At 50.8% G+C, this 24,218-nt stretch carries 24 protein-coding genes; 13 read left to right on the top strand and 11 right to left on the bottom strand.

What is annotated here, in order from left to right; genetic code table 11:
- Nucleotides 1–32: 32 nt before the first annotated feature.
- From VPR01S_RS14805 to VPR01S_RS14795, 3 genes are all read right to left on the bottom strand, one after another.
- Complete coding sequence (locus VPR01S_RS14805; RefSeq protein WP_021706162.1) at nucleotides 33–407, bottom strand: VOC family protein; 375 nt, start codon at nucleotides 405–407, stop codon at nucleotides 33–35.
- Between the two features lie 143 nt (nucleotides 408–550).
- Nucleotides 551–2,653: a TonB-dependent receptor gene (locus VPR01S_RS14800; RefSeq protein WP_281169134.1), complete on the bottom strand. Its 2,103-nt coding sequence runs from the start codon at nucleotides 2,651–2,653 to the stop codon at nucleotides 551–553.
- A 322-nt stretch (nucleotides 2,654–2,975) separates the two neighbouring features.
- The gene (locus tag VPR01S_RS14795) at nucleotides 2,976–3,359 is read right to left on the bottom strand and encodes a SpoIIAA family protein (protein WP_021706160.1); all 384 of its coding nucleotides are present in this window, start codon (nucleotides 3,357–3,359) and stop codon (nucleotides 2,976–2,978) included.
- Between the two features lie 264 nt (nucleotides 3,360–3,623).
- On the opposite strand from VPR01S_RS14795, the gene VPR01S_RS14790 reads away from it, so the two are divergent.
- From VPR01S_RS14790 to VPR01S_RS14780, 3 genes are read left to right on the top strand one after another with little or no spacing between them, the layout of a single operon-like run.
- Nucleotides 3,624–4,574: an HlyD family secretion protein gene (locus VPR01S_RS14790; RefSeq protein WP_021706159.1), complete on the top strand. Its 951-nt coding sequence runs from the start codon at nucleotides 3,624–3,626 to the stop codon at nucleotides 4,572–4,574.
- Nucleotides 4,575–4,576: 2 nt separating this feature from the next.
- Nucleotides 4,577–5,503, top strand: coding sequence for an ABC transporter ATP-binding protein (locus tag VPR01S_RS14785; RefSeq protein WP_021706158.1), 927 nt, complete (start codon nucleotides 4,577–4,579; stop codon nucleotides 5,501–5,503).
- A complete protein-coding gene (locus VPR01S_RS14780) occupies nucleotides 5,500–6,600 on the top strand; it encodes an ABC transporter permease (RefSeq protein ID WP_021706157.1) in 1,101 nt (366 codons plus the stop codon). The genes VPR01S_RS14785 and VPR01S_RS14780 overlap by 4 nt, the downstream gene beginning before the upstream one ends.
- Nucleotides 6,601–6,647: 47 nt before the next feature.
- Here the strand turns inward: VPR01S_RS14780 and VPR01S_RS14775 are convergent, their stop codons facing one another.
- Nucleotides 6,648–7,376: a BUD32 family EKC/KEOPS complex subunit gene (locus VPR01S_RS14775; RefSeq protein WP_021706156.1), complete on the bottom strand. Its 729-nt coding sequence runs from the start codon at nucleotides 7,374–7,376 to the stop codon at nucleotides 6,648–6,650.
- 345 nt (nucleotides 7,377–7,721) lie between these two features.
- Between VPR01S_RS14775 and ribA the strand changes: the two genes are divergently transcribed.
- Nucleotides 7,722–8,774 carry a GTP cyclohydrolase II gene (ribA, locus tag VPR01S_RS22365; RefSeq protein ID WP_021706155.1) on the top strand — a complete coding sequence of 351 codons (1,053 nt, stop codon included), beginning with the start codon at nucleotides 7,722–7,724 and terminating at the stop codon, nucleotides 8,772–8,774.
- 39 nt (nucleotides 8,775–8,813) lie between these two features.
- On the opposite strand, the gene VPR01S_RS14760 is transcribed toward ribA, so the two are convergent.
- Entirely contained in the window at nucleotides 8,814–9,572 is a 759-nt protein-coding gene (locus VPR01S_RS14760; protein ID WP_021706154.1) for a substrate-binding periplasmic protein, read from the bottom strand.
- Nucleotides 9,573–9,675: 103 nt separating this feature from the next.
- On the opposite strand from VPR01S_RS14760, the gene VPR01S_RS14755 reads away from it, so the two are divergent.
- Complete coding sequence (locus VPR01S_RS14755) at nucleotides 9,676–11,625, top strand: ATP-binding protein (RefSeq protein ID WP_021706153.1); 1,950 nt, start codon at nucleotides 9,676–9,678, stop codon at nucleotides 11,623–11,625.
- Between the two features lie 57 nt (nucleotides 11,626–11,682).
- Here VPR01S_RS14755 and VPR01S_RS14750 read toward each other — a convergent pair whose 3' ends face one another.
- From VPR01S_RS14750 to VPR01S_RS14735, 4 genes are all read right to left on the bottom strand, one after another.
- Complete coding sequence (locus VPR01S_RS14750) at nucleotides 11,683–12,342, bottom strand: hypothetical protein (RefSeq protein WP_021706152.1); 660 nt, start codon at nucleotides 12,340–12,342, stop codon at nucleotides 11,683–11,685.
- A 135-nt stretch (nucleotides 12,343–12,477) separates the two neighbouring features.
- The gene (locus tag VPR01S_RS14745; protein WP_021706151.1) at nucleotides 12,478–13,161 is read right to left on the bottom strand and encodes a ParA family protein; all 684 of its coding nucleotides are present in this window, start codon (nucleotides 13,159–13,161) and stop codon (nucleotides 12,478–12,480) included.
- Between the two features lie 91 nt (nucleotides 13,162–13,252).
- Nucleotides 13,253–13,594, bottom strand: coding sequence for a DUF6559 family protein (locus tag VPR01S_RS14740; protein WP_021706150.1), 342 nt, complete (start codon nucleotides 13,592–13,594; stop codon nucleotides 13,253–13,255).
- A 59-nt stretch (nucleotides 13,595–13,653) separates the two neighbouring features.
- Nucleotides 13,654–14,370: a UTRA domain-containing protein gene (locus VPR01S_RS14735; RefSeq protein ID WP_021706149.1), complete on the bottom strand. Its 717-nt coding sequence runs from the start codon at nucleotides 14,368–14,370 to the stop codon at nucleotides 13,654–13,656.
- A gap of 210 nt (nucleotides 14,371–14,580) precedes the next feature.
- Between VPR01S_RS14735 and VPR01S_RS14730 the strand changes: the two genes are divergently transcribed.
- From VPR01S_RS14730 to VPR01S_RS14705, 6 genes are read left to right on the top strand one after another with little or no spacing between them, the layout of a single operon-like run.
- Nucleotides 14,581–15,648, top strand: coding sequence for an ABC transporter substrate-binding protein (locus tag VPR01S_RS14730; protein ID WP_021706148.1), 1,068 nt, complete (start codon nucleotides 14,581–14,583; stop codon nucleotides 15,646–15,648).
- A gap of 9 nt (nucleotides 15,649–15,657) precedes the next feature.
- Nucleotides 15,658–16,464 carry an alkaline phosphatase family protein gene (locus tag VPR01S_RS14725; RefSeq protein ID WP_021706147.1) on the top strand — a complete coding sequence of 269 codons (807 nt, stop codon included), beginning with the start codon at nucleotides 15,658–15,660 and terminating at the stop codon, nucleotides 16,462–16,464.
- Nucleotides 16,461–17,351 carry an ABC transporter permease gene (locus VPR01S_RS14720; protein ID WP_040902816.1) on the top strand — a complete coding sequence of 297 codons (891 nt, stop codon included), beginning with the start codon at nucleotides 16,461–16,463 and terminating at the stop codon, nucleotides 17,349–17,351. The genes VPR01S_RS14725 and VPR01S_RS14720 overlap by 4 nt, the downstream gene beginning before the upstream one ends.
- Nucleotides 17,351–18,136 (top strand): ABC transporter permease, encoded by a 786-nt coding sequence (locus VPR01S_RS14715; RefSeq protein WP_021706145.1) that lies wholly within the window; start codon nucleotides 17,351–17,353, stop codon nucleotides 18,134–18,136. Before VPR01S_RS14720 ends, VPR01S_RS14715 begins: the two co-directional genes overlap by 1 nt.
- Nucleotides 18,137–18,150: 14 nt before the next feature.
- Complete coding sequence (locus VPR01S_RS14710; RefSeq protein ID WP_021706144.1) at nucleotides 18,151–19,170, top strand: ABC transporter ATP-binding protein; 1,020 nt, start codon at nucleotides 18,151–18,153, stop codon at nucleotides 19,168–19,170.
- Between the two features lie 2 nt (nucleotides 19,171–19,172).
- A complete protein-coding gene (locus tag VPR01S_RS14705) occupies nucleotides 19,173–19,832 on the top strand; it encodes an HAD family hydrolase (RefSeq protein ID WP_021706143.1) in 660 nt (219 codons plus the stop codon).
- Nucleotides 19,833–20,389: 557 nt separating this feature from the next.
- Here VPR01S_RS14705 and VPR01S_RS14700 read toward each other — a convergent pair.
- Nucleotides 20,390–21,007, bottom strand: coding sequence for an NUDIX hydrolase (locus VPR01S_RS14700; protein ID WP_021706142.1), 618 nt, complete (start codon nucleotides 21,005–21,007; stop codon nucleotides 20,390–20,392).
- A 152-nt stretch (nucleotides 21,008–21,159) separates the two neighbouring features.
- Between VPR01S_RS14700 and dmeF the strand changes: the two genes are divergently transcribed.
- Nucleotides 21,160–22,074: a CDF family Co(II)/Ni(II) efflux transporter DmeF gene (dmeF, locus tag VPR01S_RS14695; RefSeq protein ID WP_081693177.1), complete on the top strand. Its 915-nt coding sequence runs from the start codon at nucleotides 21,160–21,162 to the stop codon at nucleotides 22,072–22,074.
- 1 nt (nucleotide 22,075) lies between these two features.
- A complete protein-coding gene (locus VPR01S_RS14690) occupies nucleotides 22,076–22,492 on the top strand; it encodes a MarR family winged helix-turn-helix transcriptional regulator (RefSeq protein WP_021706140.1) in 417 nt (138 codons plus the stop codon).
- Here VPR01S_RS14690 and VPR01S_RS14685 read toward each other — a convergent pair.
- A complete protein-coding gene (locus VPR01S_RS14685) occupies nucleotides 22,476–24,077 on the bottom strand; it encodes an ABC-F family ATP-binding cassette domain-containing protein (RefSeq protein ID WP_021706139.1) in 1,602 nt (533 codons plus the stop codon). The genes VPR01S_RS14690 and VPR01S_RS14685 overlap by 17 nt on opposite strands.
- Between the last annotated feature and the right edge of the window lie 141 nt (nucleotides 24,078–24,218).

Here is a 24,218-nt window from a genome sequence, read left to right as displayed (position 1 = left end):
AAAAGAGGCCCGCAAAGCGGGCCTCTCATGATTTAAACGGTACGGATGTGCTCGGCAATGCGCCACAGCACACCACTTGGATCCGTCATGCAAAATTCAAGCATGCCCCATGGCTGCTGCTGTAATTCGGTCAACGTGGTACCGAATTCCGTCTCCACACCGGATTGCGCCACGTGCTGATGCCAACTGCGTGCGTCTTCAACCAACAGATACATCATGTAGTTTTCGCAATGCACCGGTTCGTAAAAATCCTGCAGCAAAAACGCACATTCGCCTTTGCTCAGGTAAGCGACTTCACCAAACACGGAACCTACCGCAAACCCCAGTGACTGGTAAAAGCTGATCGACAACTCAAAGTCTCTGGCGGGTACGAAGGCTTTAATTTCGCGGGTTGCCAGATTCGCCATACGTTCTTCACCTCTGTTAATCCGGGCGCGCCAAGGTCGACACCCGGATACTCTGTTCCTTTATGAAAAGGCCGCCCCAGGACGGGACGGCACTGCTGTGTAAACGGGGGTTTTTCTGCCCGTTGTAACCTTATGAATGGCTATCAGAATCTTACTTGATAGTTTAGCGTATAAGTGCGGCCTCGGCCCTTATAATCATACGCACCCGGTGCATAATGAGTTGAATAGAGAATCTGCGCTCGCTGCCCCCAAAGCGTGGTGTAGTCGTTATTCAGCAGGTTTTGGATACCAAAGCCCAAGGTTCCGACTGGCAGTTGATAATTCCCAACCAGATCAAACAGAGTAAAGCCGTCGAGTTTGTTGTCTTGATCATCGGAATAATGAAACATAGTCTGGCTTTGCAGCTTCAGTGTCAGTTCATCATCATACCAAACCGCCCAAGCGCTGGCTTTAGAGGCACTGGCTTCGCCCGCCGACATCTTATTCCAGTCGCCATCTTGTTTCACTTCCGACATCACCAAGTGACCGGATGCCCCGAATTGAAGCTGCGTGTTAAACCAATACGTCAACTGCGCTTCTGTTCCGTATACACGTCGTTTGTCGTCAACACTTTCGATCAGCATGGTCTGTTTATTGTAGCTGACCGATTTGTCCGATTGAGAATAGTAGGTGGCCGCCTGCACACTCAGATCGGCGTTATCGAAGCGATACCCCACTTCAACACTGTTGGTTTTGATGCCCGACATGCGTGAGCCATCAACGTTGATACTGTTTAGCAGGGCGTAGTGACCGATCGCGTCCATATCAGCGTACTCACCCTGGCCGTAATACTTGGCCGGATCCGCAAGATCAAAGCCCTGGGAGAAGTTAGCCCAGAGCTGCGATGCCGGCGTCAGTGAGTAGATGGTTCCGAGGTTGAATAAACCGACATGATAGTCAGTTTCACCACCCGGCACCGCATCGGCTGACACCCCGTTCCCCGCCGCAATCTTCTTCTGGATGCTATATGCTACAAAATCATCTATTTCATTGTTCAAGTACTGATAGCGAGCACCGCCCTGAACATGCCATTTCGGCGTCAAGGCATAGTCGGCTTGCACAAAGGCGGCAACAGAGCTGACTTTAGTCCCCGGATACCGGCCCACTCGCGCATAAGTGTCATTGTTTAGGTTACCAGACGCCGTCGCAACAGCCGGGTCAAACAGTGCCTGATTGCTGTCAAAGCTGTCGCGGTATGCATCCACGCCATACACTAAGTTGAGACGAGAGAACTGCTTGGCCAGAGCGGTTTTTAGCGCGAATACATCGGTTTTCTGCTCCGACGCACTCTGATAATAGGGTGAGAATGTCTGCTGCTCTGAACGATAGGAAGCCTCGGCGATCAGTTGATGGCCTAAAAACGCGCTGTCGATGTACCTCATACTTAGCATCACGCGCTCGGTACCATGCTGACGGTCAGATTCAAACCCTTTACGTACGTCAACGAAATCACCGTTCACAATGTAAAGACCGTAAGGTGAGTCCTGCTGACTATCGTAATACTGCGCGAGAAAATCCAGTTGCTTGGTTTCGGACAACTCAACGCCGACCGTACTGAGCACATCCAGTGTTTTGTTGTATTGCAGCGATCCCTGAGAGATATCCGGTGTGACGATGTCACCATCAGCATCATAAAAACCTTGCGTTTCGGTGTAGACCGCGGCTAACCGCGCGCTTACTTTGTCACTGCCACCAGCAATGGACTGACCCAGTTTGTAATCCGCATCGTCACTGGTTTGAAAGCCACTTGATCCCCCCAGGTAACTCTCAAACTGAAGTGCGTCATCGTTGGCTTTTTTGGTCACAATGTTGATCACGCCGCCCGTCGCACCAGCGCCGTATACTGATGTAGCGCCAGACAACACTTCAATTCGGGCAATATTAAACGGGTCAATCGAGTCCAGCGCACGGCTGATCGGACGCGACGACTGCAACGACACCCCATCAATCATGACCAGCATTTTACGCCCGCGCAGGTTTTGGCCGTAATTGGTCCGTGCGCCACTGCCAACGTCCAGCGACGGAATCGTAGCCGCCAGAATGTCACCCAGTGTTTTGCCGCCACGATACTCCAGCGCGATCTGCTCTTCATCGATAAACCAGACTGTGCCTGGAATATCACTGATGGCTTTTGGTGTGCGGCTCGAGACCACCACCATTTTGTCCTGTTTCTCCGTTACGGCCAGAGCAGGTGCGCTGAATGCCATTCCTACGCTCGCCACTGCGATTGCCACCACCGTCACGTGGCCGGGTCCATGTCTCATTCTAATTCTCTTATTATTTCTGTTAATACAATATATAAAAAAAGAGAATGATATTGATTGTTATTTGCATAATCAATAAGAACAGATTATTCAGTCTGCATTTCCAGTGGATTCGCGGTACGGGGAAGTAAAGAAAATCGGGTCTGCGCAAGGATTCGCGCATGGGTTAATAGAATCCAATCTCTCGCAGCAAGGTCTGCGAGATTGGCCTTACATCTGGCTTGGAATACCGGCGTGATGCATCACGCCGGTTGAGGAGTAGTGTTTAGTTTTGCTGTAGCCAGTCAAGTGCCTCAGTACGGTTGTCAAAAAACGCCACCTCGCCAGACAGAAACCAGCTGCCCACTTTAGCTGCCATCTCCTGCCAGCCTGGCTTACCATACAAAGCAACTTTGTCGAACTCTGCACCGTGTTTCAACCCCAGCTTAAAGTCATCCCAGGCCGCCCGCAACTCCCAGCCTTCCAACTCTGTCGCATCGACGAGCGCTTTTACTCTCGGCCCCTGAACTTTGGCCAGCGCGCCATCGAGGATCGGAGTGATGAATGCGTAGTCTTCATGGGTCAGTTTGCCTACCGCAGTGATCGCCAGATAAAACTCGCTGCCAACGCGATCAATGCCCACAGAGATTCCGTGTCTTTCGCTGAACATATTGCCTCCCTAATTTGTTATCCCGCTCATAGATTATGCAACTTTAAGGTTATCTCCTTTTTGCAATGCTGCACAATATTCGGCCAACAACCGGACACAGATCGAATCATCAGTGACCCATTAATTCATCATTTGATGAATTAGCGGGTAATTAATCGCCTTTTCCTATAGTTAGATAAAAATAATACTTATCGTATCAATGTGATTCTATCTGTTCAGTGTTAACGCCTCCGACCGTTCAGACTGACCTTACGAGGAAACCTCATGAAGCCATATTTGTTCAGCACTCTGCTTATCACTTTGCTGACAGCCTGTAGTCCAGGCGATTCTCAACAGGCACTCGGGACGCTTGAACGTGACCGGGTGACCTTTACCGCTACCGCCAACGAAATCATCCGTGCCTTGCCCGTCATCGAAGGCAGCCCGGTTAAAGAAGGTCAGGTACTGGTTCAACTCGACAGCAAAAATCAGGAAGCCGTTCTGGCAAATGCGGTTGCCAATGAAGCCAAGGCCGCCGCCTATCTGCTCAAACTGACCAACGGAGAGCGGCCGGAAGACATCGCTTCAGCCCAGGCCAGAGTAGCTCGCGCCGAAGCCCAGTTGGTTGAAGCGCAGAAGACCTATCGCCGCAAAGCTGAGTTGGTGGCCAAACGGCTGGTCAGCCAGTCGGAGAAAGACACCGCTCTGGCCGCACGCGACTCCGCACGAGCTGAACTGGATTCAGCGACCGAAGAGTTCAGCAAACTGACAGCAGGGGCTCGGGTCGAAGATATCGAGCAGGCCAAAGCGGAACTGGCCGCCAGCAAAGCGCAAGTCGCGCTGCAAAAGCAAAAACTGGCAGAACTGACCATCGTTGCAACCCGTGATGGTATTCTGGATACCCTTCCCTATAACCTCGGCGAGCGAGTTCCGGTGAATGGCGTAGTCGCCGTCATTCAGGCCAGTCGCGTCCCGTATGCACGTGTGTACGTACCAGCGGATCATCGGGTGAGTTTTGTTCCCGGCAAAGAAGTGACGGTTCATGTAGACGGGGTAACGCAAGGTCTGAGCGGGACAGTGCGCTGGGTCGCCACTGAACCGTCTTTCACACCGTATTACGCGCTGACCGAAGACGAGCGTTCACGCCTGATGTACCTAGCGGAAGTCGACCTGGAGCCCAGTGCTGCTGAGCTGCCTTCCGGAGTTCCGGCGCAGGTTGAACTGTCAGGAGAGTAAACATGACCGAATACGCCATTCAGGCCAGCAACGTCAGCAAACAGTTCGGCGATTTCACCGCCATTGAAGGGATCAATCTGAACGTCCCCAAAGGCAGTATTTACGGTTTTCTCGGCCCGAATGGCTGCGGTAAATCCACGACGATCCGCGTGCTGACAGGCCTGCTCAGCCCAAGCATGGGCGAAGTCGATGTCCTTGGGTTACAGATTCCCCGCCAGTCTGAGGCTCTACGACTCAAAATCGGCTACATGACCCAAAAGTTTTCACTCTATGACGACCTCAGCGTTGAAGAGAACCTGCAGTTTATTGGCCAGATCTTCGGTATGAGTCGCAAAGCCCTCAACGAGCGGATCAATCAACAATTGTGTACTTACGGTCTGGATCAGCGCCGCAAACAACGGGTCGGCGGCATGAGTGGCGGGCAGAAACAGCGCTTGTCTCTGGCAGCCGCCACCATGCACAAACCCGAACTGTTGTTTCTGGATGAACCCACTTCCGCGGTAGATCCGGAAAACCGGCGCGAGTTCTGGGAGCAGTTGTTTGATTTGTCCGATCAAGGCACCACCATTCTGGTGACGACCCACTACATGGACGAAGCGGAGCGCTGTCACCGTCTGGCGATTATGGAATCCGGTCAGATCCGCGCCGATGGACCGCCTGAAATGCTGATGGAGCAAATGGGCGTGAACATCGTTGAAGTGAAGACACCCGGCCTGCGAGCGCTCAAAGAACAATTGTTGCAGCGTGAAGAAGTTCGCTCCGCTGCTCAATTGGGGGTCCGCTTACGGGTGTTAGTAAACAGGAAAATAGAGAAACCGATCGATTGGCTGAGACAAACGTTTCCTCACCTGCAACAGGCAGAGATGAATCTGGCCCGACCCAGCCTTGAAGATGTGTTTGTCACCGTCACCGGGGAGGGACGCCAATGATCCAGTCGCTCAATCGAATGAAAGCGGTCATGTACAAAGAGATCCGCCAGCTTTCCCGTGATCGTATCACCTTCGCCATGGTGGTTATGATCCCCCTGATCCAGTTGCTGTTGTTTGGCTACGCCATTAACACCGACATTCGCAACATCCCGGTGGCCGTGGTCGATCAAAGCGGGAGCACCGCCGGAAGAATCATCACCGAATCGGTCAAAGTCACTCAGGTGGTAAGCGTCGTGCAACGGTTTGAAACCCCGCAACAAGCCGAGCAAGCAATTCAGGATGGCCTGGTGCGCGCGGCATTGATTCTGCCACAGGATCTCACGCAGCGTATGATGCAAAATCGTCCATTGGGGCAATGGTTAGTCGATGGATCCGACACCATGATCAGTTCTGCGATTCTTGGCTTGCAGACCATGCCGCTGACCGATTTTGACTTTGAAATTCGCCCCCAAACGGTTAAAACCTTTGACGTCGCGCTCTTTTACAACCCGAGCCGACGTTCAGCGGTGAACATTGTACCGGGGCTACTGGGCGTCATACTGACCATGACCATGATCCTGTTCACCAGTGCCGCAATTGTGCGTGAACGCGAACGGGGTAACCTTGAACTGCTGATCACTACCCCCATTCATTCGATCGAGTTGATGGTAGCCAAAATCGTTCCGTATATCTTTGTCGGGCTGGTACAGGTGTTCATCATACTTGGGCTCGGCCACTTGATCTTTGATGTCCCGATCAACGGTTCGCTGGCGCAGATTTTATTTGGCACCTTGCTGTTTATTTCCGCCAGCCTGACACTGGGCCTGATGATTTCCACCATCGCCACCACCCAACTTCAGGCGATGCAAATGACTGTGTTTATTCTGTTGCCTTCCATACTGTTGTCTGGGTTTATGTTTCCCTACGAGGGAATGCCCGTTATCGCCCAGTGGATTTCAGAAGTGTTACCGGCCACCCACTTTATGCGTTTGATTCGGGGCATTGTGCTGCGTGGGGCGGATTTGGCCGATTTGTGGCGAGATACACTCTGGCTCTCTGCGTTTACGGTACTCGGTCTCGTGGTGGCTTCGATGCGCTTTAAGAAATCGCTCGACTGACAACAACAAGGCTGGCCTGACAGGCCAGCCTTGTTGTCATTCTGGGGTCAAGCGGAGAGCTGAACCTCTTGGCGCTGCGGGAAATCAACACGCTGCAATAAGCGCTCAAACATGATCACCTGTTTGGATAAACGATTGTTGCGCACCAGCAACACCGTGTGTGCAATCCAAACCAGACGTTTTAAGCGGCAAGCCACCCGATACAACTCGTCGGTATTGGCGGGATCACTTTGCTGCAACCACAGATTGAGTGCGTCTAACCGAGTTTTTTGGCTGACACGAGACAAACGGTAGGAATCCAGCAGGAACAGCGCCATATCTCGTACCCGCAGGCGTGCCGAATCCGACAAGCGAGACTCTTCCAAATCCAGTAGCGTGACTTCCCCTTGCTGATCGACCACGATATCTCGCATCGCCGGGCGACCGTGAATAAATTCCTCACGATGCAACTGTTGCAAACAGCCCATCGCCTTGGTAAACAAAAGCTTGGGTGAGTGTTGCCGGGCACGCACAATCGGCTCGCCGGCACTCTCCGTGACAAACCAGGAGCGACCAATGTAGAGCAACTTAGGGACAGGCAGATCACAGGAGATAGCATATTCCAACGCTGCCACTTCATGCTCGAAGCGTTGTTTGGGTGTATAGGCACTGAACAGCGTTAAGTGCGCGAAGCGTTTACTCTTTCGAAACAATCGGTTAAGGGAGCGGTTTAACACAGTGCGTTTGTCTTCGCCACACTTCTTTAGCCAAACACAATACTCACCGCGTTCGAGCATAAAAACATACTTTTGCCGTTGCTTTTTCAATGTAAAACCCCTGTCGGCGCCAAATAGAGAGGAATCAAGGCCGACGCAAATGATACTTGGTTAACAGAATATCAAACACTGTTCAAAACCTGTATCAATTAAACGTTAGTTTTCATTTAAGAAGCATTTTTAAGGCATAGTTATAACAACTCGTGATGTTTCGTTAACGTCAAATCACCCAAACAGTGTAAAAATACGCATGCTACATCACCCATAAGTTTGACCAGCTTCTATTCACTAACTAGTTTATAAATGTAAGGGCAAAGCCCCTAAGTTCCCGTCAGTACTCCTTTCTTTTACGCCAGGAGCAATATTATGGACGATAAAATTCTCTTTTATGAACCGTTCGACCCGAATGGATTCCTGTCGAACTTCTACCCCAGTGACATCCATATTTCCGGAGTCGTCTGGCCGACCAGCGAACATTATTATCAGGCACAGAAATTTGCCTCTGAGACATTACAAAAGGAGATTCAGCAAGCCACTTGCCCAGACAAGGCATTTGAACTCAGCCGGGAATATCAGGAAATGGTACGGCCCGACTGGATGGACATCCGCGTGGAAGTGATGCGTTATGTCGTACGCGAAAAATTTCTTCAGAACCCGCAGTTGGCCCATTTTCTGGTCAATACTGGTCAGCGAGAACTGACGGAACACTCGCATAAGGATCCCTTCTGGGGAGATGGCGGCAATGGAAAAGGCCGGAATGAACTGGGTAAAATTCTGATGGAGGTTCGACACGAACTGGAAGGCAGTGCACCTTACAATCTGGTGCAATTTATCGACAAGGCACGCCTGCCAACTCAATTTGGCGAATTTCAGATGCATGCGTTTATCGAACGAGCCAGCGGCAAGGAGCATCTGGCGTTGGTATACGGCGACCTGACTGATGGCACGGCCCCACTGATTCGGCTGCATTCCGAATGCCTGACAGGAGATGCGCTGTTTAGTAACCGCTGCGATTGCGGCTATCAATTAGCTCGAGCACTGGCCAATATCGTTGAAGAAGGCTGTGGCGTATTACTGTATTTACGTCAGGAAGGGCGTGGTATTGGCCTGATCAACAAAGTACGTGCCTACCATTTGCAAGACGAAGGTGCCGATACCGTCGAAGCCAATGAGCGTTTGGGGTTTAAAGCCGATATGCGCGACTACACATTTTGTCAGGGTATGCTGGGCTATCTGGGCATCCAGGCTGTGCGTCTGATGACCAACAACCCACGCAAACTCCGGGCGCTACAACAGGCCAATATTAATGTGGTCGAACGGGTGCCGTTGCAGGAAGGCAATAATCCGCACAACAAACACTATTTACGAACCAAAGCCTCGAAACTGGGACACATTTTTGATGCGACGTTCATCGAGTAACGGTTGACATACAAAGGCCAGATACTCATCTGGCCTTAATCAAATATAGTTGGCAATGATGGCATCCAGCTCCCCAGATACTCGCATTTGTTCAAGACGCTGATTGATGAAATCCTGTATTTCAGGTTCCATCTGATGCGAAAACGCCAGGTAGATGGAATAATCCGGAATGACGGTACTGAACGGTTGCGTAATGAAATCCTGTGGATTCAGACCCAGTTTTTTCATGTTGTATTTTACGCGGGACGCCATCTCTACAAATGCGGTATCACCCGGGGTGCGCTGCACAACACGAAAGGCGGCCTGATAATCTTTGACCCTTATATCTTCAACCGTGCCGTTCTCAATATACGGCAGTAGATCTGGATAGTCGAAACCAAGCAACAGCACCACCCCTTTGCCTTTCATGGATTCCATTCCATTGAACTCAAAAGCATTCCTCTTACTGGTCACCAAGGTGTGCTTGACGGTATAGATCGGCTTGTCAGACAAGTTTTCCGCTTGTACTTTCCCCCAGTTCGGGCTGCCGAATGTAATCCAGTTTGGTTCGCCGCCGGCTTCCAATGTCGCAATCATGCGATTAAACGGGTAGGTATGATAAACAATCTCGTAGTCGCTATTCTCAAATACTTTCCTGACGATATCTGTCACCATGCCGGATTGTTTTTCGCCATTTTCCTCAATCTGAAACGGCTGAGCCTGATTCGCAATCACATAATAATTGATCGTTTTAGCGCTCAATGAGGCACTGAGCAGACAACTTACTATAACGCTTAAAAGAGTAGCAATGATTCTCATTCTACCTCCATGTATTTGAGAGTATTGGGATAAGAATAGTTTACTAATGTATTTTTACTACTATCTTTAGAGTATACATTCATTGAATACACATTGATTGCATATGGGGCAGAAATTGCGCCGGCCAAGGCGTTTAGGCATTGATAAACAACTTGTGTTCGTCACTATCCTTGTGAGTTGTATTTTTGCTCTGTTTAACGCCAGCGCCAGCTTTTACCTCGACTACAAACATGAGTTAAAAGAACTCAGCCAAAACATGGCACTGATCAAAGACAGCTACTTGTCGAGTATCAGCAGTAGCTTGTGGGTGGAAGATCGTGATCAGTTAGCCACGCAAGCGCAAGGTATTCTCCAGCATCCGGACGTCGCGTATATCGAAGTGAATGACAGTTTTGGAACGACTATCACATTTGGTGAAAGAGTCACCGGAAGAAAGATAGAGAACTCTTGGCCCATCACCCACAACTTGGGCAAAAACACCTACGACCTCGGTACTTTGCTGGTGCAGATAGACATGACTTCGGTCTATGCGTCTCTGGTTCGTAAATTTTGGATCCAGACCCTGATCACCGTACTGGAAACCTTCTCCTTGGTTGCCGCTCTGCTGTTCATTATTCTAAAACTGATCATTCATCCGATCTCAGAGCTGACACAAGCCATGGGCGATTTCCGCGGCGGCCCGACTCCAAGCGCCATTCCCCCTCCCAAACGCCTGTTTAAAGATGAACTGACCACACTGACTGAGAAATACAACGTATGTGTTGAGCGACTTGAGTCCAACTACAATGATCTGATTCTGGCGAAACAGAAAGCCGAAGTCGCCAACCAGAAAAAAAGCGAATTCCTTGCCAATATGAGCCATGAGATCCGCACCCCGATGAATGGCATCGTCGGTATATCGGCCTTATTACAAGAATTGGACGCCACCTCCAAGCAAAAAGAGTATCTGGAGGTGCTAAACACCTCATCCAACAACCTGCTGGATGTGATTAATGACATTCTCGACTTTTCTAAAATCGAAGCCGGGCGACTGGAGCTGGAACACATTCCGATTGCCCTGCATGAGCTGATCCGCAAACAAGCGGGCGTCTTCAAAGTCAAAGCTCAGGAGAAAAACCTGCTGTTTGAATGCATTATCGACCCGACGATTCCCACCTCCATCATTGGTGACCCGACCCGGCTGAAACAAGTCCTCAATAACCTATTGGGGAATGCGATTAAATTTACCCACAACGGGTACGTTCAGTTTGAAGCTCGTTTACTGTACACAGACGAGCAGCAAGAGCGGCTCCGGTTTGAAGTCCGAGATACAGGTATCGGGATCGATAAAAACAACATCGACGTGATCTTCGACAAGTTCCAGCAAGCCGATGGCAGTACCACCCGTCAGTATGGGGGGACTGGACTGGGTCTGGCGATCAGTCGCAACATTGTTTCGAAGATGGGCGGCGAGCTGAGCGTGGTGAGTGAACTTGGACTCGGCAGCTGTTTCTATTTTGAAATACCGCTCCAACGCGCCTCTGAGATGAACGCGCCAGAAGAACCCAATGCAGGACAGGTCTTTACCTTTCCACGCAACAGCATGTTGAACTCAGCAGAAGCCAGCGCGGAAGTGACGATCTCTCCAATCAGGATGCTGGTGGTGGAAGACACGCAGGTAAACCAGAAAGTGGTAAAAATCATGCTCAACAACATGGGCATCTCAGTCGACGTTGCTGAGAACGGTCAAATCGCGCTCGAACGTTGTCATGATCAACTTTATGATGCGATTCTCATGGACTGTCAGATGCCGGTGATGGATGGTTATGAAGCGACACAGAGAATTCGCGCGGAGTGCGAATGGGCTGAGCACATTCCGATTATTGCCCTGACCGCGAATATCATTCATGAGGACAAGCAACGCTGCTTTGACGTCGGAATGAACGATTTCCTGTCGAAACCCGTGACACCCGCCAAGCTCAAATCATTGCTGATCAAACACGTTCCTTCGCTGGAAAACCTCGTCGAAGCCGATAAGCCAGACGATCGGGCTCAGCGTTCTGACCGCAGTTGAGCGCCTGAAACAAAAACACCGCCCTTAGGGCGGTGTTTTTGCGATATCAACGCTTGTCTACTTGGTCTTAAAACCCAGTAACGCTTTAACCGAAGCAAAGGCAATCAGAGAGTAACACAGCAGTTCAGCGCCCTCTTCTGCGATGCTTTTCACCATGCGAACGTAATCTTCTCCCATGACGGCTTGCCAGAAAGAACCGGTCCCAAACAGACGTGAAAACACCACTAACAGCACAATGCCTGATACCACTAAGTTGACGCCATGCGATGTTGCCATCACGGCCATTTGATTCACAATACGCTCTTTGGCGGAATAGGCATAACTGATTGCCAGTCCAGCAGCGACCAGTGCCGGATATTTCCAGAACCCATGTGCGATAGTATCAAGCGTATTATCCATTTCGCGGATGAACATAACGGCAAATAAACCACAAGCTAAAGCCGCCACGTGTTTCAAATCCGGGCGATGATGCGCGATCCGGGCAAAACAGCCGAAGGCAATGGTCAGACAAACTAACTGACTAACCTCAGTGAATGAGAATTCTGGCATACTGTTGCCAAAATAATAGACATCCAATCGAAGCATCAGATTCACAGCAATGGCAATCACCGCCATCACTGCCACGTTAGAAAAGACGTTTAAAAAAGCGCGTTTCGCGTTGATAACTTCTGTCGATGACGGTGCGCTGCTCACCGGATCAAATGAATCTGTTTTCATTGGGATACTCCCGACAATTTAGACGCAGATATACTAAATGTGATCTAGCTCAAATTGTCAGAGGAGTGTCAAAAGAAACACCGTGCAATTAATCAAAACCCATAGCGGGACTGCTCTGGTGGAAGATCCCGAACTCTATTCCAGCCATTTCAAGACGTTGTGCCAAAGTACACTGTCGATACCCTCCGCCTCCACTAAGTGTTTGTGGTGAAACGGTTCCTGATACTGATGAGATTCACTCATTATCCCTAAGGTTTTGAACTGACGAAAGAGTTTCAGCAGAGACAGCACCCGGGTCAAACGAGCATCCTCCTGAAAACACCGATTGATGACAAAGCCCAGCTGAATTTTCTTTCGCTTATAGATGTGCTGTTCAATCAAGGTACTGATGAACGGCAGAGAGGCATGCAAATCAATGGGCGACGGTTGCATCGGGATCACGATGTAATCTACGTAGCGTAGATAACGCACCAACTCCCCTTCCGAGAAATTAGCCGGAGAATCGATCACCACAAAATCAGAATCGGTACTGACCTGCAAGGTGAGAGCAATGCTGGACAGACTGCGCAGCGCCGGATTGTATGACTGGCAAGGCACCTCTTCGATGGGCTCTGCCCAGTGATAAGTAGATTGCTGGCGGTCAAAGTCCACCAGCTCCGCCTTAAACTGGTGGGCGATCAATTTGCTGATCAGGCTCGCAGTAAAGGTAGACTTGCCCACCCCACCTTTCAGATTGAGGACAATGATCTTCTTGGCTTTGGCATAAGCAATGCTGATCTGTTTGTTTTTGCGCTGTACTTGCAATGGGAAACCGCTCAATTATCCATCGATAAAGACAGCATAGTATGTCATGTCGACACCAGCTATTGACGCCCAGGTCAATAAATCAGAAATTTCTGCCGTTCTCGAATCAGAAGCGGCTGTTCATGCCGTGCCAGTGTGCGGTGTCATCCTGCATCTTTCCTCCCCCCCAGCGACCACTCTGTCCCAGAGCCAATACGTCTTTGGCGCAGTACGCATGCCCACCAAACAACAGTGCTCGAATGCGCGCCCTATCAGCATCGTCCACGTTTTCGGTATACAGAGCCTCCGCCCAGCGTTTCTGACGCGGCGACAAGCGGACTTGCGACGCACCTTGCTCAACCTGACCGGCCGAAAAATAATCCCGGCTTCCGTAGCCTTTGCGCAGAACGGGATTCATTAATTTAACAATGGTCAGTAAGCCGCGACGGCGAAAATAATCAAACAACAAGCACATACTCCAAGTCAGGAAAGCTTTGAGTCAGTATACCGTCGTGTGTGTATCCTCTGTCAATTTTCACTGTCAATCCGAATCATAACGGCATCCGGCCGCCAGTATTCAAGCTCACAGTCCATGAGTACGCCATCCTGTTTATAATTAACCCGGCAAATCTTCAGCACAGGCTGACCTTCGGCCAGATTCAGCGCTTTGGCCACACGAGCCGGCGCCGACGTGGGAATAACGTCAAAGCGCGAGCGGTGCGTCTGATAGCCATACCGGGTGTGAAACAGACCCGTCAGTGAACCGGTCAGATTTTCTGTCAGAATATCGGGAAACAGCTCGGCCTTGAGACAGTTTTCGACAAATAGCACGGGCCGGCCATCAATATGACGCAGACGTTCAACGACGTGAATCGGCGTGATGCGGCTAATTTCCAGCGCCGTGGCATATTCCCCCTGCGCCATTTCGCTGCGCACACCGATCAGGCGCGTCTCGGCAATGCGATTCTGTTCACGCACCATCTGATGGAAGTGGGCACGAGACAAAGGATTATACCGTACGCGTTCTGGTGACACATACCAGCCACGTCGCTCTTCTCGGTAAATCAGTCCCTCGGTCTCCAGCGAAATCAGGGCGTCTTTCAGTGTGATGCGTGTGGTGGCAAACAGCTCGCTCAGTTCGCGTTCAGAAGGCAATTTCTGCCCTTTCGCCATAATGCCACCACGGATCTGCTCGCGCAGGCTGGCCTTAATTCTTCCAAGTTGAGTATGGGGTTGTGTTGACATGCTGACCTAGTCCAGATGGTTATTCGCGCTCAACCATACGGCAGGTAGATAACAGATTCATGACAACCACTGATGCCTGCATTTAGCATCAACACCCATTAACTGACATATAAATTAATAAAAACTGTAAAAAATTCGCCCCTAAAGCGTCACATTGTCTCCATAGGATACAAAACGAACTTACTGACCTAGTCCAGAAGGATAGAGACAATGAAAACGTTGCGAAACCGCACTTTACTGACCAGCACAACGCTGCTTGCGGCAACCCTTTCCACAAGCGTATTGGCACAGGACCCGGATGTTGCAGCACTGGCCAACGCCGCGAAGCAAGAAGGCGCCGTCTACAGCGTCGGCATGCCGGACAGCTGGGCCAACTGGAAAGACACTTGGCAGGATCTTGAAAAAACGTATGGCCTGAAACATCAGGACACCGACATGAGCTCGGCTCAGGAAATTGCGAAATTTGAAGCAGAGAAGAAGAACGCCACGGCGGACATCGGCGATGTAGGCTTTGCATTTGCTCGGGTCGCCGTTAAAAAAGGCGTAACACAGCCCTATAAACCGACCACGTGGAATGATATTCCGGACTGGGCCAAAGACAAAGACGGTCACTGGGCACTGGCTTACACGGGTACGATTGCATTTATCACCAACAACCATCTGGTCAAAAGCGCGCCGACAAGCTGGCAGGATCTGCTCAAAGGTGATTACAAAGTGACGGTGGGTGACGTAGGTGTCGCGGCGCAAGCCAACAATGCGGTGCTGGCAGCGGCCTTTGCCAACGGTGGCGATGAGTCGAACCTCAAACCAGCGCTGGAGTTTTTCTCTAAACTGGCGAAACAAAACCGCCTGTCATTCACTGATCCAAGTATTGCCAATCTGGAGAAAGGGGAAGTGGAGGTGGCCATTTTGTGGGATTTCAACGCGCTGAACTATCGCGACAAAATCGATCGCAGCCGTTTTACCGTAACCATTCCACAGGACGGCTCCGTCATTTCTGGCTACACCACCATCATCAACAAGTACGCCAAAAACCCAAGTGCTGCCAAGCTGGCGCGTGAGTACATCTTCAGCGATCAGGGGCAAATCAACCTGGCGCAAGGTTATGCCCGCCCGATCCGCACCAACGTGACGCTGCCTCAGTCGGTACAAGACAAACTGCTGCCAAACGATCAATACGGCAATGTTCACCCGGTAACGGATTTCAAAGCCTGGGAAAAGTCGGCTCGTAAGCTGCCTCGTCAATGGCAGGAATCCGTGCTGATTCACCAACAATAAGAGGTCTGTATGAGCAATAAGGTGATCCTTGTTGTGCTTGATGGACTGAACTATCAGGTCGCCCGTGACTGCATGGGCTACCTTAACGGTTTAATCGAGCAACAACGCGCGACATTATACCCTTTGCAGTGTGAACTGCCCTCCATGTCCCGCCCGCTGTACGAATGCATTCTGACCGGTGTCAAACCGGTGGAAAGCGGGATAGTCAATAATCAGATAGTTCGTCTGTCGCATCAGGATTCTATTTTCAGCCTTGCACGCCGCGAGGGGAAAACCACGGCAGCCGCGGCGTATCATTGGGTCAGTGAACTCTACAACCGCGCCCCCTTTGATCCTATACGCGATCGCTTTACCCATGATGCAACACTGAATATCCAACACGGTTGCTTTTATCACTGGGATCACTATCCGGACGAAGCGCTGTTTTTAGACGCCGATTATTTGCGCCGCACTTACAACCCGGATTTTCTGCTGATCCATCCGATGAACATTGACGACAACGGCCATCAATTCGGTCTGGATTCTCCCCAGTACCGTAACAGTGCCCGCGGTGCGGATATTTGTCTGTCAAACTACATCGAAAACTGGCTGGCGGATGGGTATCAGGTGATGGTAACCAGCGATCACGGTATGAATAATGATCGCTCACATGGTGGGGTTCTGGCCGACGAGCGCGATGTGCCCTTGTTTGTTATCGGTGACCAATTTACTCATCAAGACTGTCAAGTTAAACAAACCGAGTTGTGCGGCGCTGTCTGCCAACTAATGAACCTGGACCACGCCAAACCCTACTCGCAGGCATTGTTAGCATTATGAGCAGTTCCGTTGTGACGCAGGCCACTCCCGCGTCTGCATTCTCAGCTACCCGCCAGTGGAAAAAGCTCAAGCCCGCTTTGTGGCTTGTGCCTTTCGCGCTGGTGTTTTATCTGTTTCAGCTCGCTCCCATGGTGTGGGTACTGATCAACAGTTTTCTCTACGACGGCGACTGGTCGTTGGCTAATTACCAAGAGATTTTCGACTCCGCCTTTATGCTCCAGGGCTTTAGCAACAGCCTGTGGCTTGCGCTGTGGTCAAGCCTTGCCGGGCTGATGATCGCTGCGCTGTTGGTCGCCTCATTGCGACGCGTGGATTCTAGCTTGCGTGATGGCGTGATCGCGTTTACCAATATGAGCAGCAACTTTGCTGGTGTACCACTGGCCTTCGCTTTCATTATCATTCTCGGCGTGAACGGCGCCCTGACCCTGCTACTGAAACAAGCCGGGCTGATTGACGAGTTCAATCTGTACGGCAAATGGGGTTTGTTGATGATCTACATTTATTTCCAGATCCCACTGGCAGTCTTGCTGCTCTATCCAGCCTTTGATGCGCTGCGTGATGACTGGCAGGAAGCAGCGGCCCTGCTGGGCGCCAACACCCGGCAATACTGGTTCAAAGTCGCCCTGCCAGTGCTCTCGCCCGCTCTGCTCGGCACTTTCATTATTCTGCTGGCCAACGCCATCGGCGCGTACGCCAGTGTCTACGCGTTGACATCAGGCAATTACAACGTCATTACCGTGCGCATCGCCAGTCTGGTTTCCGGCGATCTGTTCCTGGAGCCCAACCTGGCGGCTGCCATCTCCGTCATTCTGATTGCCCTGCTGGCTTTTATTACCCTGATTAATCAATGGTTGGTCGGCAAAAGTAAGACGGGAGGGAAATACTGATGCGACACCATTCAAACACGTACCATAAAGCCGTGGTGTACACGATCGTCGGTGTAATGCTGATCCCGATCCTGGCGACACTGATTTACTCCTTGTCATCGCGCTGGGGAGCGACAATCCTGCCAGATGGCCTTACGCTCGACTGGTACATGCGCCTGCTGACCGACGAGCGCTTTCTCGCGGCTTTTGGTCGTTCCCTGATGATTTGTCTCGCCGCACTGGCGCTCAGTGTGGGATTGATTCTACCCGCGATGTTTGTGATTTTTTATTATTTCCCTAAGCTGGACAAACTCATGAATGTCCTGATCCTGTTGCCGTTTGCTGTTCCGCCGGTGGTTTCATCCGTCGGTTTGCTGCAACTGTATGCCGACAGCACGATTCCACTGGTCGGAACGCCTTGGATACTGATAGGCACTTATTTCACCATCGCCTTACCATTTATGTACCGCGCCATCGCCAACAGCTTCGCCGCCATCAATCTGCACGATTTGATGGATGCAGCGCACCTGCTCGGTGCCAGTACCCGTCAGGCATTTTTTCTGATCGTGATCCCCAATTTGAAAAAGGGGCTGCTTGCGTCACTGTTTCTGTCGTTTTCCTTCTTGTTGGGCGAATTTGTCTTCGCCAATATCCTGGTCGGAACCCGTTTTGAAACTTTGCAGATATACCTCTACAACATGCGTCAGACCAGCGGACACTTTACCTCAGCGCTGGTCATGACCTATTTCCTGTTTATTTTCCTATTCACATGGCTGGCCAGCCGCTTTTCCAAACCATCGCGCTGAGTCGGGAGTTTTTTATGAGTTATGTCGTGGTCGAGCAACTGACCAAACGCTTCGGTGACAACACCGTTTTTAACAACATCGCTTTTACCATTGAACAGGGCGAATTTGTGACACTACTAGGCCCGAGTGGCTGTGGTAAGTCGACCCTGCTGCGCAGTCTTGCCGGGCTAAACCCGGTCGATGGAGGCAACATTTGTGTGGATGGGGAAGACATCACTCACCAGGTTCCTCAGCAACGCGGGATCGGCATGGTGTTCCAGTCTTACGCACTTTTCCCTAATATGACGGTGGCAGACAACATCGCTTTCGGGCTCAAGATGCACAAACACACGCCCGAACACATTCAACGTGAAACCGCCAAAGTCATCGCACTGGTCGAGTTAAACGGCAAAGAAAAGCAGTATCCGCATCAGTTATCCGGTGGCCAGCGTCAACGTGTCGCGCTGGCTCGCGCTCTGGTGGTCAAGCCAAGAATTTTACTGCTGGACGAGCCGCTTTCTGCTCTGGATGCCAAAATCCGCAAGCATTTGCGCCAACAAATCCGCGATATCCAGAAAGAACTCAACCTGACAACAATTTTCGTTACCCATGACCAGGAAGAAGCCATGCTTCTGTCAGACCGGATCTTTTTGATGAACCAAGGCGAGATTGTACAAGCGGGTTCACCGGAAAAGATCTACACTCAGCCCGCCAATGAATTCGTCGCCGGTTTTATGGGTCATTACAATCTGGTGGATGCCCGGCAGGCCAAACAGCTGTTCAATCTGGATACTCAATCGAACGTTGCGATTCGTCCGGAGTCCATTTACGTGCGAGAAGCGGAGCGACATTATGGAAGCCACATCTCAGCCCCGCAACGCGCCACTGTTAAACGCCATCAGTTATTGGGTAATGTCATTCGGTATCAGGTCAACGTCGGTGACTGCGAACTCACGGTCGATCTGCTCAACCGTTCTTCTGAACGACTGCTGGCCAACGGCAGCGAAATGGAGTTGTTGTTTAATCTGAATGAAATTCAACCAGTGAGAGCGTAAGCATGTCCAGACCACTCTATGTTTTTGATATGGATGAAACACTGATCAACGCTGACTGTGCGATGTTGTGGAATGCATTTCTGGTTGAAAAAGGGATTGCCACCGCGCCGGATTTCCTGACCGAAGATCAGCGGCTGATGGCCCTGTACGCGAAAGGAGAAATGCGGATGGAAGATTACCTGCAATTTTCCATGGCCCCCTTGTTGGAGATGCCTAAAGCGGAAGTGCTGGCCTTAGTCGACGAGTGTGTGGACACTCACATTCTGCCCAGACAATTCCCTCAATCCAAAACCCTGATAGCCGAATTGAATCGGGATGGCATCGACATGGTGATCATTTCAGCATCAGTTACCTTTCTGGTAGAAGCGGTCGCTCGACGCATCGGAATACGTCACGCACTGGGGATTGATTTGGTGGAACACAATCAGAAGCTGACCAGCCAGATCCTCGGTATTCCCAGCTATCGGGAAGGCAAAGTCACCCGCTTACAGCAATGGCTGGCTAACAGCATTGACAACTACAGCGAAGTGCATTTCTTCACCGATTCGATCAACGATCTGCCCCTGTGTCAACATGCGGATTTTGCTTATCTGGTCAACCCATGCGAGCAACTGGTGCGCCATGCGGATCACCCCAACTGGCAGGTGCTGCACTGGGGATAGCCTATCTGAGTCAAAGTGGTCGTGTGCACTTGAACATGGTTTAGGCAAAAAATCACGGTCCTGACCACTTTGACTCACCTTGTTGCACCTAAACATCCAAAGTGATTGAAACAATTAACAAATAATAAAGTCAACGGGGCATGATCCCATTTCCCATCGTGCATTTTCCCCGCAGCGCCAGATCAACGGTTCTACTGCCCAAATACACTAACAGAAGACAAGAATGATTCTCGATATTGTCTACAAATTTATTCTATTTAATAAAGAGTTAGAGTAGACGTCGAGGCATTATTTCGCACACCGTCAACATACCCAAAAAGTATGGTTAACAAATATGAAAACTATGATTCCCAAATTAACGTTTTATCAACAATGTTAATTGATGTTAATTTTCTTGGCATTGGCAGATAAATCATCGGAAACGCGCTCATCCCTCGAGGTGTTCCGTCGTCAACGGAATGGCCTTTATCTCCAATTTGTAACTAACCATTTTATGGTGCCCTTTTTAATCCGCGCATCGGCTTGATGCGCGGTATTTTTTCGTCACCACCTCTGGTTTAGTCAACGTATATCCGCTGATCAGGATGCGCGTTATATTCAAACAGCATAGCGATGTCATCAGCGCTCACCCGCCCCAACGACAACGGCGGCAATGCATCCGGCGCAAAGAAGCCAATTTCAGATATCTCAAGGTTGTCCTGCGCTTTCCCGCCGACCCAGTCACATAAGAAAAACAGCTTATAGATGTGAAACGGATATTTGGGTAGATAGGGATGTTTATCTCGATCTTTCACCGCAACCAGCCTCGGGTTTGCCACCACGTAACCGGATTCTTCCAGCACTTCCCGAATCACGCCCTCCGACGGCGATTCACACACATCAGCCCAGCCACCAGGTAGTGTCCAGAGCCCATCTTCGCGCTCACGCACCAGTAAGATCTGACCGTCTCTAATCACGCCAGCCCGTAGATCTATTTTCGGCGTTGGGTAGCCGGTTTCCGGTAGAAACAGTTCTGTCACCTGCTCGACCGGCGCACTACTCAGATGAGCAAACATATCCGCAGCAATGGCTTCCAACTGCACAAAACGTTCAATATCAAATTTGTCTTTGGAGTAAGTCAGCCCAGCCTGACTGATGGCCCGGATCTGCTTAACCCAGTCAATCCAACGATTCATACCACGCTCCTGAGGAATATTGATGGCCCAGACTAGCAAACTCAACAACGGAAAAGTTAGTGTATCGTCAAGCTGTTAGATAAAATTGGTTTGACACATATTGTTTGATGATCAAATATTACTCGTATAAGATACTTTGAAAATCAAACAATATGTCAAATTCTCGCTGTTCAATGCATCAACACACTGCACATCCCGCTCAGCATGCCGGAGAAAGCCGTACCAAGTATGTTCTGGCGCTGACACTGATTACGATGATCGTGGAGATCGCCGCAGGCACCCTTTATGGCTCCATGGCATTACTGGCGGATGGCTGGCACATGGGAACCCATGCCGCCGCATTCTGTATTACGTTGTTCGCCTATCGCTATGCCCGTCAGCACGCTGGCGACAGCCGTTTTTCCTTTGGTACTGGCAAAGTCAGTGTCTTGGGGAGCTACACCAGCGCAATTGCACTGGGCATCGTTGCTCTAATCATGTTTGTTGAATCGCTTCTGCGTCTGTTTAACCCACATACGATTCAGTTCAATGAGGCGATCGCCGTCGCCGTGATAGGCCTGGTAGTAAACCTTGCCAGCATGCTGCTGCTGGGTGACCATCACAGTCACGATCATCACGCTCACGAGCATGGTTCAAACCACACTCATCATCATGACCATAACCTGCGCGCGGCTTACATGCATGTTCTCGCCGACGCTCTGACCTCCTTGCTCGCTATCATGGCGCTGATCGTCGGTAAATACCTTGGCTGGATCTGGCTCGATGCACTGATGGGGATGGTCGGGGCGCTGGTGATCGCCAAATGGACACTGGGTTTGATGAAACAAACCAGTCCGATACTGCTGGATGAGAGTATTGATGACGACTACAAGCGGCAGGTACAACAAGAATTGGAAAAAGACGCGACCGTGACCGACTTGCATGTGTGGAAAGTCAGTGCCGATCATTACGCAGCGGCGATCAGCCTGACCTCCCGTTGCAAAAAAACAACCGATGAATACAGGCAACAACTGGAACAATTTGATAAGATTCACCACCTTACCTTAGAAGTTACCACCGGACACTAACATGCCATCGCTAGAGACTCTCAACCACCTACTGATTGAATTTTACGACAAGCTCTCTTCGTGGGAACAGTCTGTGGTGAAAGGCACCGGGTATTCTCTGGCGCAAATTCACACCATCGAGGTACTGGGCAACCACGGTCCACTGCGCATGAAAGAGCTGGCGGACCGGCTGGGCATCACCACCGGCACATTAACCGTTCAGGTGGACAAGTTGGTGAGGGCTGAGCTGATTGAGCGTTGCCCTCATCCGGATGATCGTCGTTCGATTGTCGTCCAGTTAACCCCCAGCGGAGATGCCTTACATCGCCATCACAATCAACTTCATTTAGCACTGGTGGAAGATCTCACCCGTCATGTTGATCAACAAGAACGCGAAGTGTTAATTCGTTGTTTGGGCAAAATCAATCGCGAGTTCTGATTAACGTCAACTGTTGCTGTACCCCGGCTTGCTGAGCGAATTCCTGGTCGTGCGTGACCACGACAAATGCCCCCTGATACTCTGCCAGTGCCTGCGCCAATTGCTGCCGAGAAAGCAAATCCAAATGGTTGTCCGGCTCATCCAACAGTAACAGCGGAAAGCCCGGTTGATGACTCACTACCAACATGGCGAGTTTCATTTTCTCACCGCCACTGAGCACAGAGACTTGGCGAAATACCGCGCCCCGACGAAAGCCAATACCCGCCAAAAGGGTGCGAGCCTGTGATTCTGCCAGCCCCCGGCAGAGTGACATCAGACACTCCAACATAGTGAATTCGTTGGTGAGGAGGGAGAAATGCTGATCCAGATAACACACTGATGTGTTGATATGTCGCTCTCCGGAACGCGGAAAACACTCCCCGCTGATGATTTTCAACAACGTCGATTTCCCACTGCCATTGTCACCGCTGAGCAGCAAGCGATGTCGCGCGGTTAATCTGAGATTGATCGGTGTGTCGTTACCAAATGGCAAAATAAGGTCACGCAGCGTCACCAGTGTGGCTGCCGAACCTTGCGTCACCGGCAGGTAGATCTTAGGTTTCACCGCCGGATCGAGTTTGTCCTGAACCGCTTCACGCTTGCGATGCAGTTCACTCTGCCGCTGCTGCCCGGCGCGAATCCGTCCGGACGCACTGGCCGATGCATCGCTGCGGCGCTGATTTAACACGATCTTCGGTACGCCTCCCTGACGACGTAACTGCCTGCCCTGGGCAGAACGCTGTTCAGCCTTCTCCTGATTACGCTGTATCTGACGCGCGAGCTGCTTGTGTTCTTTATCCAGCCGCTGGCACTGGCGTGTCAACGCGGTTTGCTCTGCATGTTTCTGCGCCACGTAGTGGTCGTAGTTTCCGCCGTACTGGGTCAAACCCAGTGAACCAAGTTCCCAGATTTGAGCCATTTCCCGCAGCAGAATCCGGTCGTGGCTGACGAGCAATATAGAACCAGAAAATTCACGCATTTGAGCCACCAGCCATTGTCGTGCGGTTTCGTCCAGGTGATTCGACGGTTCATCCAGAATCAAAAGCTCAGCGGTTGATTGAAACAACTGCCACAATTGCAGACGCGAAAGCTGCCCACCGCTTAATGCCCGGCATGGTAAGTGCACATTGTCCGGCAGACCAAGCGAGAGCATCAGCTTTGCCAATTCGTCACGCAGAGTCCAGCGCTCACCCACACGTTCGAAGAGTTCCGGGTCGCAGTGGCCATTTTCTATCTGTTGCAGCGCGTCCAGCACCGGCCATACGCCGAGAAATTCAGCCACGCTCAACTCAGAGTTCAGCAGGTGAGACGGTTGTTGACTGTAAGTACGCAGCGTGACTGAACATTGCACACTGCCGCCGGTGGGCGTCAATTCGCCACTGAGCAGTGACGCCAGTACCGACTTACCAACGCCATTGCGACCGACTAAGCCAGTGCGCTTATCGGTTAGCAAGCCGTTGATTTCACTTAGTAAGGTATGACCATTATCAAAGGTGTAGCTCAGGTGAGTCGCCTGAATCATAGGTAAAGAAGATTGAGTTGGCATTGAGCCTCCTGTAGACAGGGGCACAGACGCAGCTAACGCGTGATCAGAGTCGAATCGATTGTGTAAAGTCAGGTATGACGAAGCTACGCCCACTAACCCTGTATATCCAAAAAAGAAAAAATGTTGGTTTGGATGACAGGT

Source organism: Vibrio proteolyticus NBRC 13287 (assembly GCF_000467125.1).
Taxonomy (GTDB): Bacteria; Pseudomonadota; Gammaproteobacteria; order Enterobacterales; family Vibrionaceae; genus Vibrio; species Vibrio proteolyticus.
Note: the sequence above shows the minus strand (reverse complement) of the source record. Positions and strands in the feature narration are given on the sequence as shown.

Excerpts from the sequence above, each read along its gene's own strand:
- VPR01S_RS14805 (WP_021706162.1), bottom strand. The coding sequence starts at position 407 with ATGGCGAATCTGGCAACCCGCGAAATTAAAGCCTTCGTACCCGCCAGA.
- VPR01S_RS14800 (WP_281169134.1), bottom strand. The coding sequence starts at position 2,653 with ATGGCATTCAGCGCACCTGCTCTGGCCGTAACGGAGAAACAGGACAAA.
- VPR01S_RS14795 (WP_021706160.1), bottom strand. The coding sequence starts at position 3,359 with ATGTTCAGCGAAAGACACGGAATCTCTGTGGGCATTGATCGCGTTGGC.
- VPR01S_RS14790 (WP_021706159.1), top strand. The coding sequence starts at position 3,624 with ATGAAGCCATATTTGTTCAGCACTCTGCTTATCACTTTGCTGACAGCC.
- VPR01S_RS14785 (WP_021706158.1), top strand. The coding sequence starts at position 4,577 with ATGACCGAATACGCCATTCAGGCCAGCAACGTCAGCAAACAGTTCGGC.
- VPR01S_RS14780 (WP_021706157.1), top strand. The coding sequence starts at position 5,500 with ATGATCCAGTCGCTCAATCGAATGAAAGCGGTCATGTACAAAGAGATC.
- VPR01S_RS14775 (WP_021706156.1), bottom strand. The coding sequence starts at position 7,376 with ATGCTCGAACGCGGTGAGTATTGTGTTTGGCTAAAGAAGTGTGGCGAA.
- ribA (WP_021706155.1), top strand. The coding sequence starts at position 7,722 with ATGGACGATAAAATTCTCTTTTATGAACCGTTCGACCCGAATGGATTC.
- VPR01S_RS14760 (WP_021706154.1), bottom strand. The coding sequence starts at position 9,572 with ATGAGAATCATTGCTACTCTTTTAAGCGTTATAGTAAGTTGTCTGCTC.
- VPR01S_RS14755 (WP_021706153.1), top strand. The coding sequence starts at position 9,676 with ATGGGGCAGAAATTGCGCCGGCCAAGGCGTTTAGGCATTGATAAACAA.
- VPR01S_RS14750 (WP_021706152.1), bottom strand. The coding sequence starts at position 12,342 with ATGAAAACAGATTCATTTGATCCGGTGAGCAGCGCACCGTCATCGACA.
- VPR01S_RS14735 (WP_021706149.1), bottom strand. The coding sequence starts at position 14,370 with ATGTCAACACAACCCCATACTCAACTTGGAAGAATTAAGGCCAGCCTG.
- VPR01S_RS14730 (WP_021706148.1), top strand. The coding sequence starts at position 14,581 with ATGAAAACGTTGCGAAACCGCACTTTACTGACCAGCACAACGCTGCTT.
- VPR01S_RS14725 (WP_021706147.1), top strand. The coding sequence starts at position 15,658 with ATGAGCAATAAGGTGATCCTTGTTGTGCTTGATGGACTGAACTATCAG.
- VPR01S_RS14720 (WP_040902816.1), top strand. The coding sequence starts at position 16,461 with ATGAGCAGTTCCGTTGTGACGCAGGCCACTCCCGCGTCTGCATTCTCA.
- VPR01S_RS14715 (WP_021706145.1), top strand. The coding sequence starts at position 17,351 with ATGCGACACCATTCAAACACGTACCATAAAGCCGTGGTGTACACGATC.
- VPR01S_RS14710 (WP_021706144.1), top strand. The coding sequence starts at position 18,151 with ATGAGTTATGTCGTGGTCGAGCAACTGACCAAACGCTTCGGTGACAAC.
- VPR01S_RS14705 (WP_021706143.1), top strand. The coding sequence starts at position 19,173 with ATGTCCAGACCACTCTATGTTTTTGATATGGATGAAACACTGATCAAC.
- VPR01S_RS14700 (WP_021706142.1), bottom strand. The coding sequence starts at position 21,007 with ATGAATCGTTGGATTGACTGGGTTAAGCAGATCCGGGCCATCAGTCAG.
- dmeF (WP_081693177.1), top strand. The coding sequence starts at position 21,160 with ATGTCAAATTCTCGCTGTTCAATGCATCAACACACTGCACATCCCGCT.
- VPR01S_RS14690 (WP_021706140.1), top strand. The coding sequence starts at position 22,076 with ATGCCATCGCTAGAGACTCTCAACCACCTACTGATTGAATTTTACGAC.
- VPR01S_RS14685 (WP_021706139.1), bottom strand. The coding sequence starts at position 24,077 with ATGCCAACTCAATCTTCTTTACCTATGATTCAGGCGACTCACCTGAGC.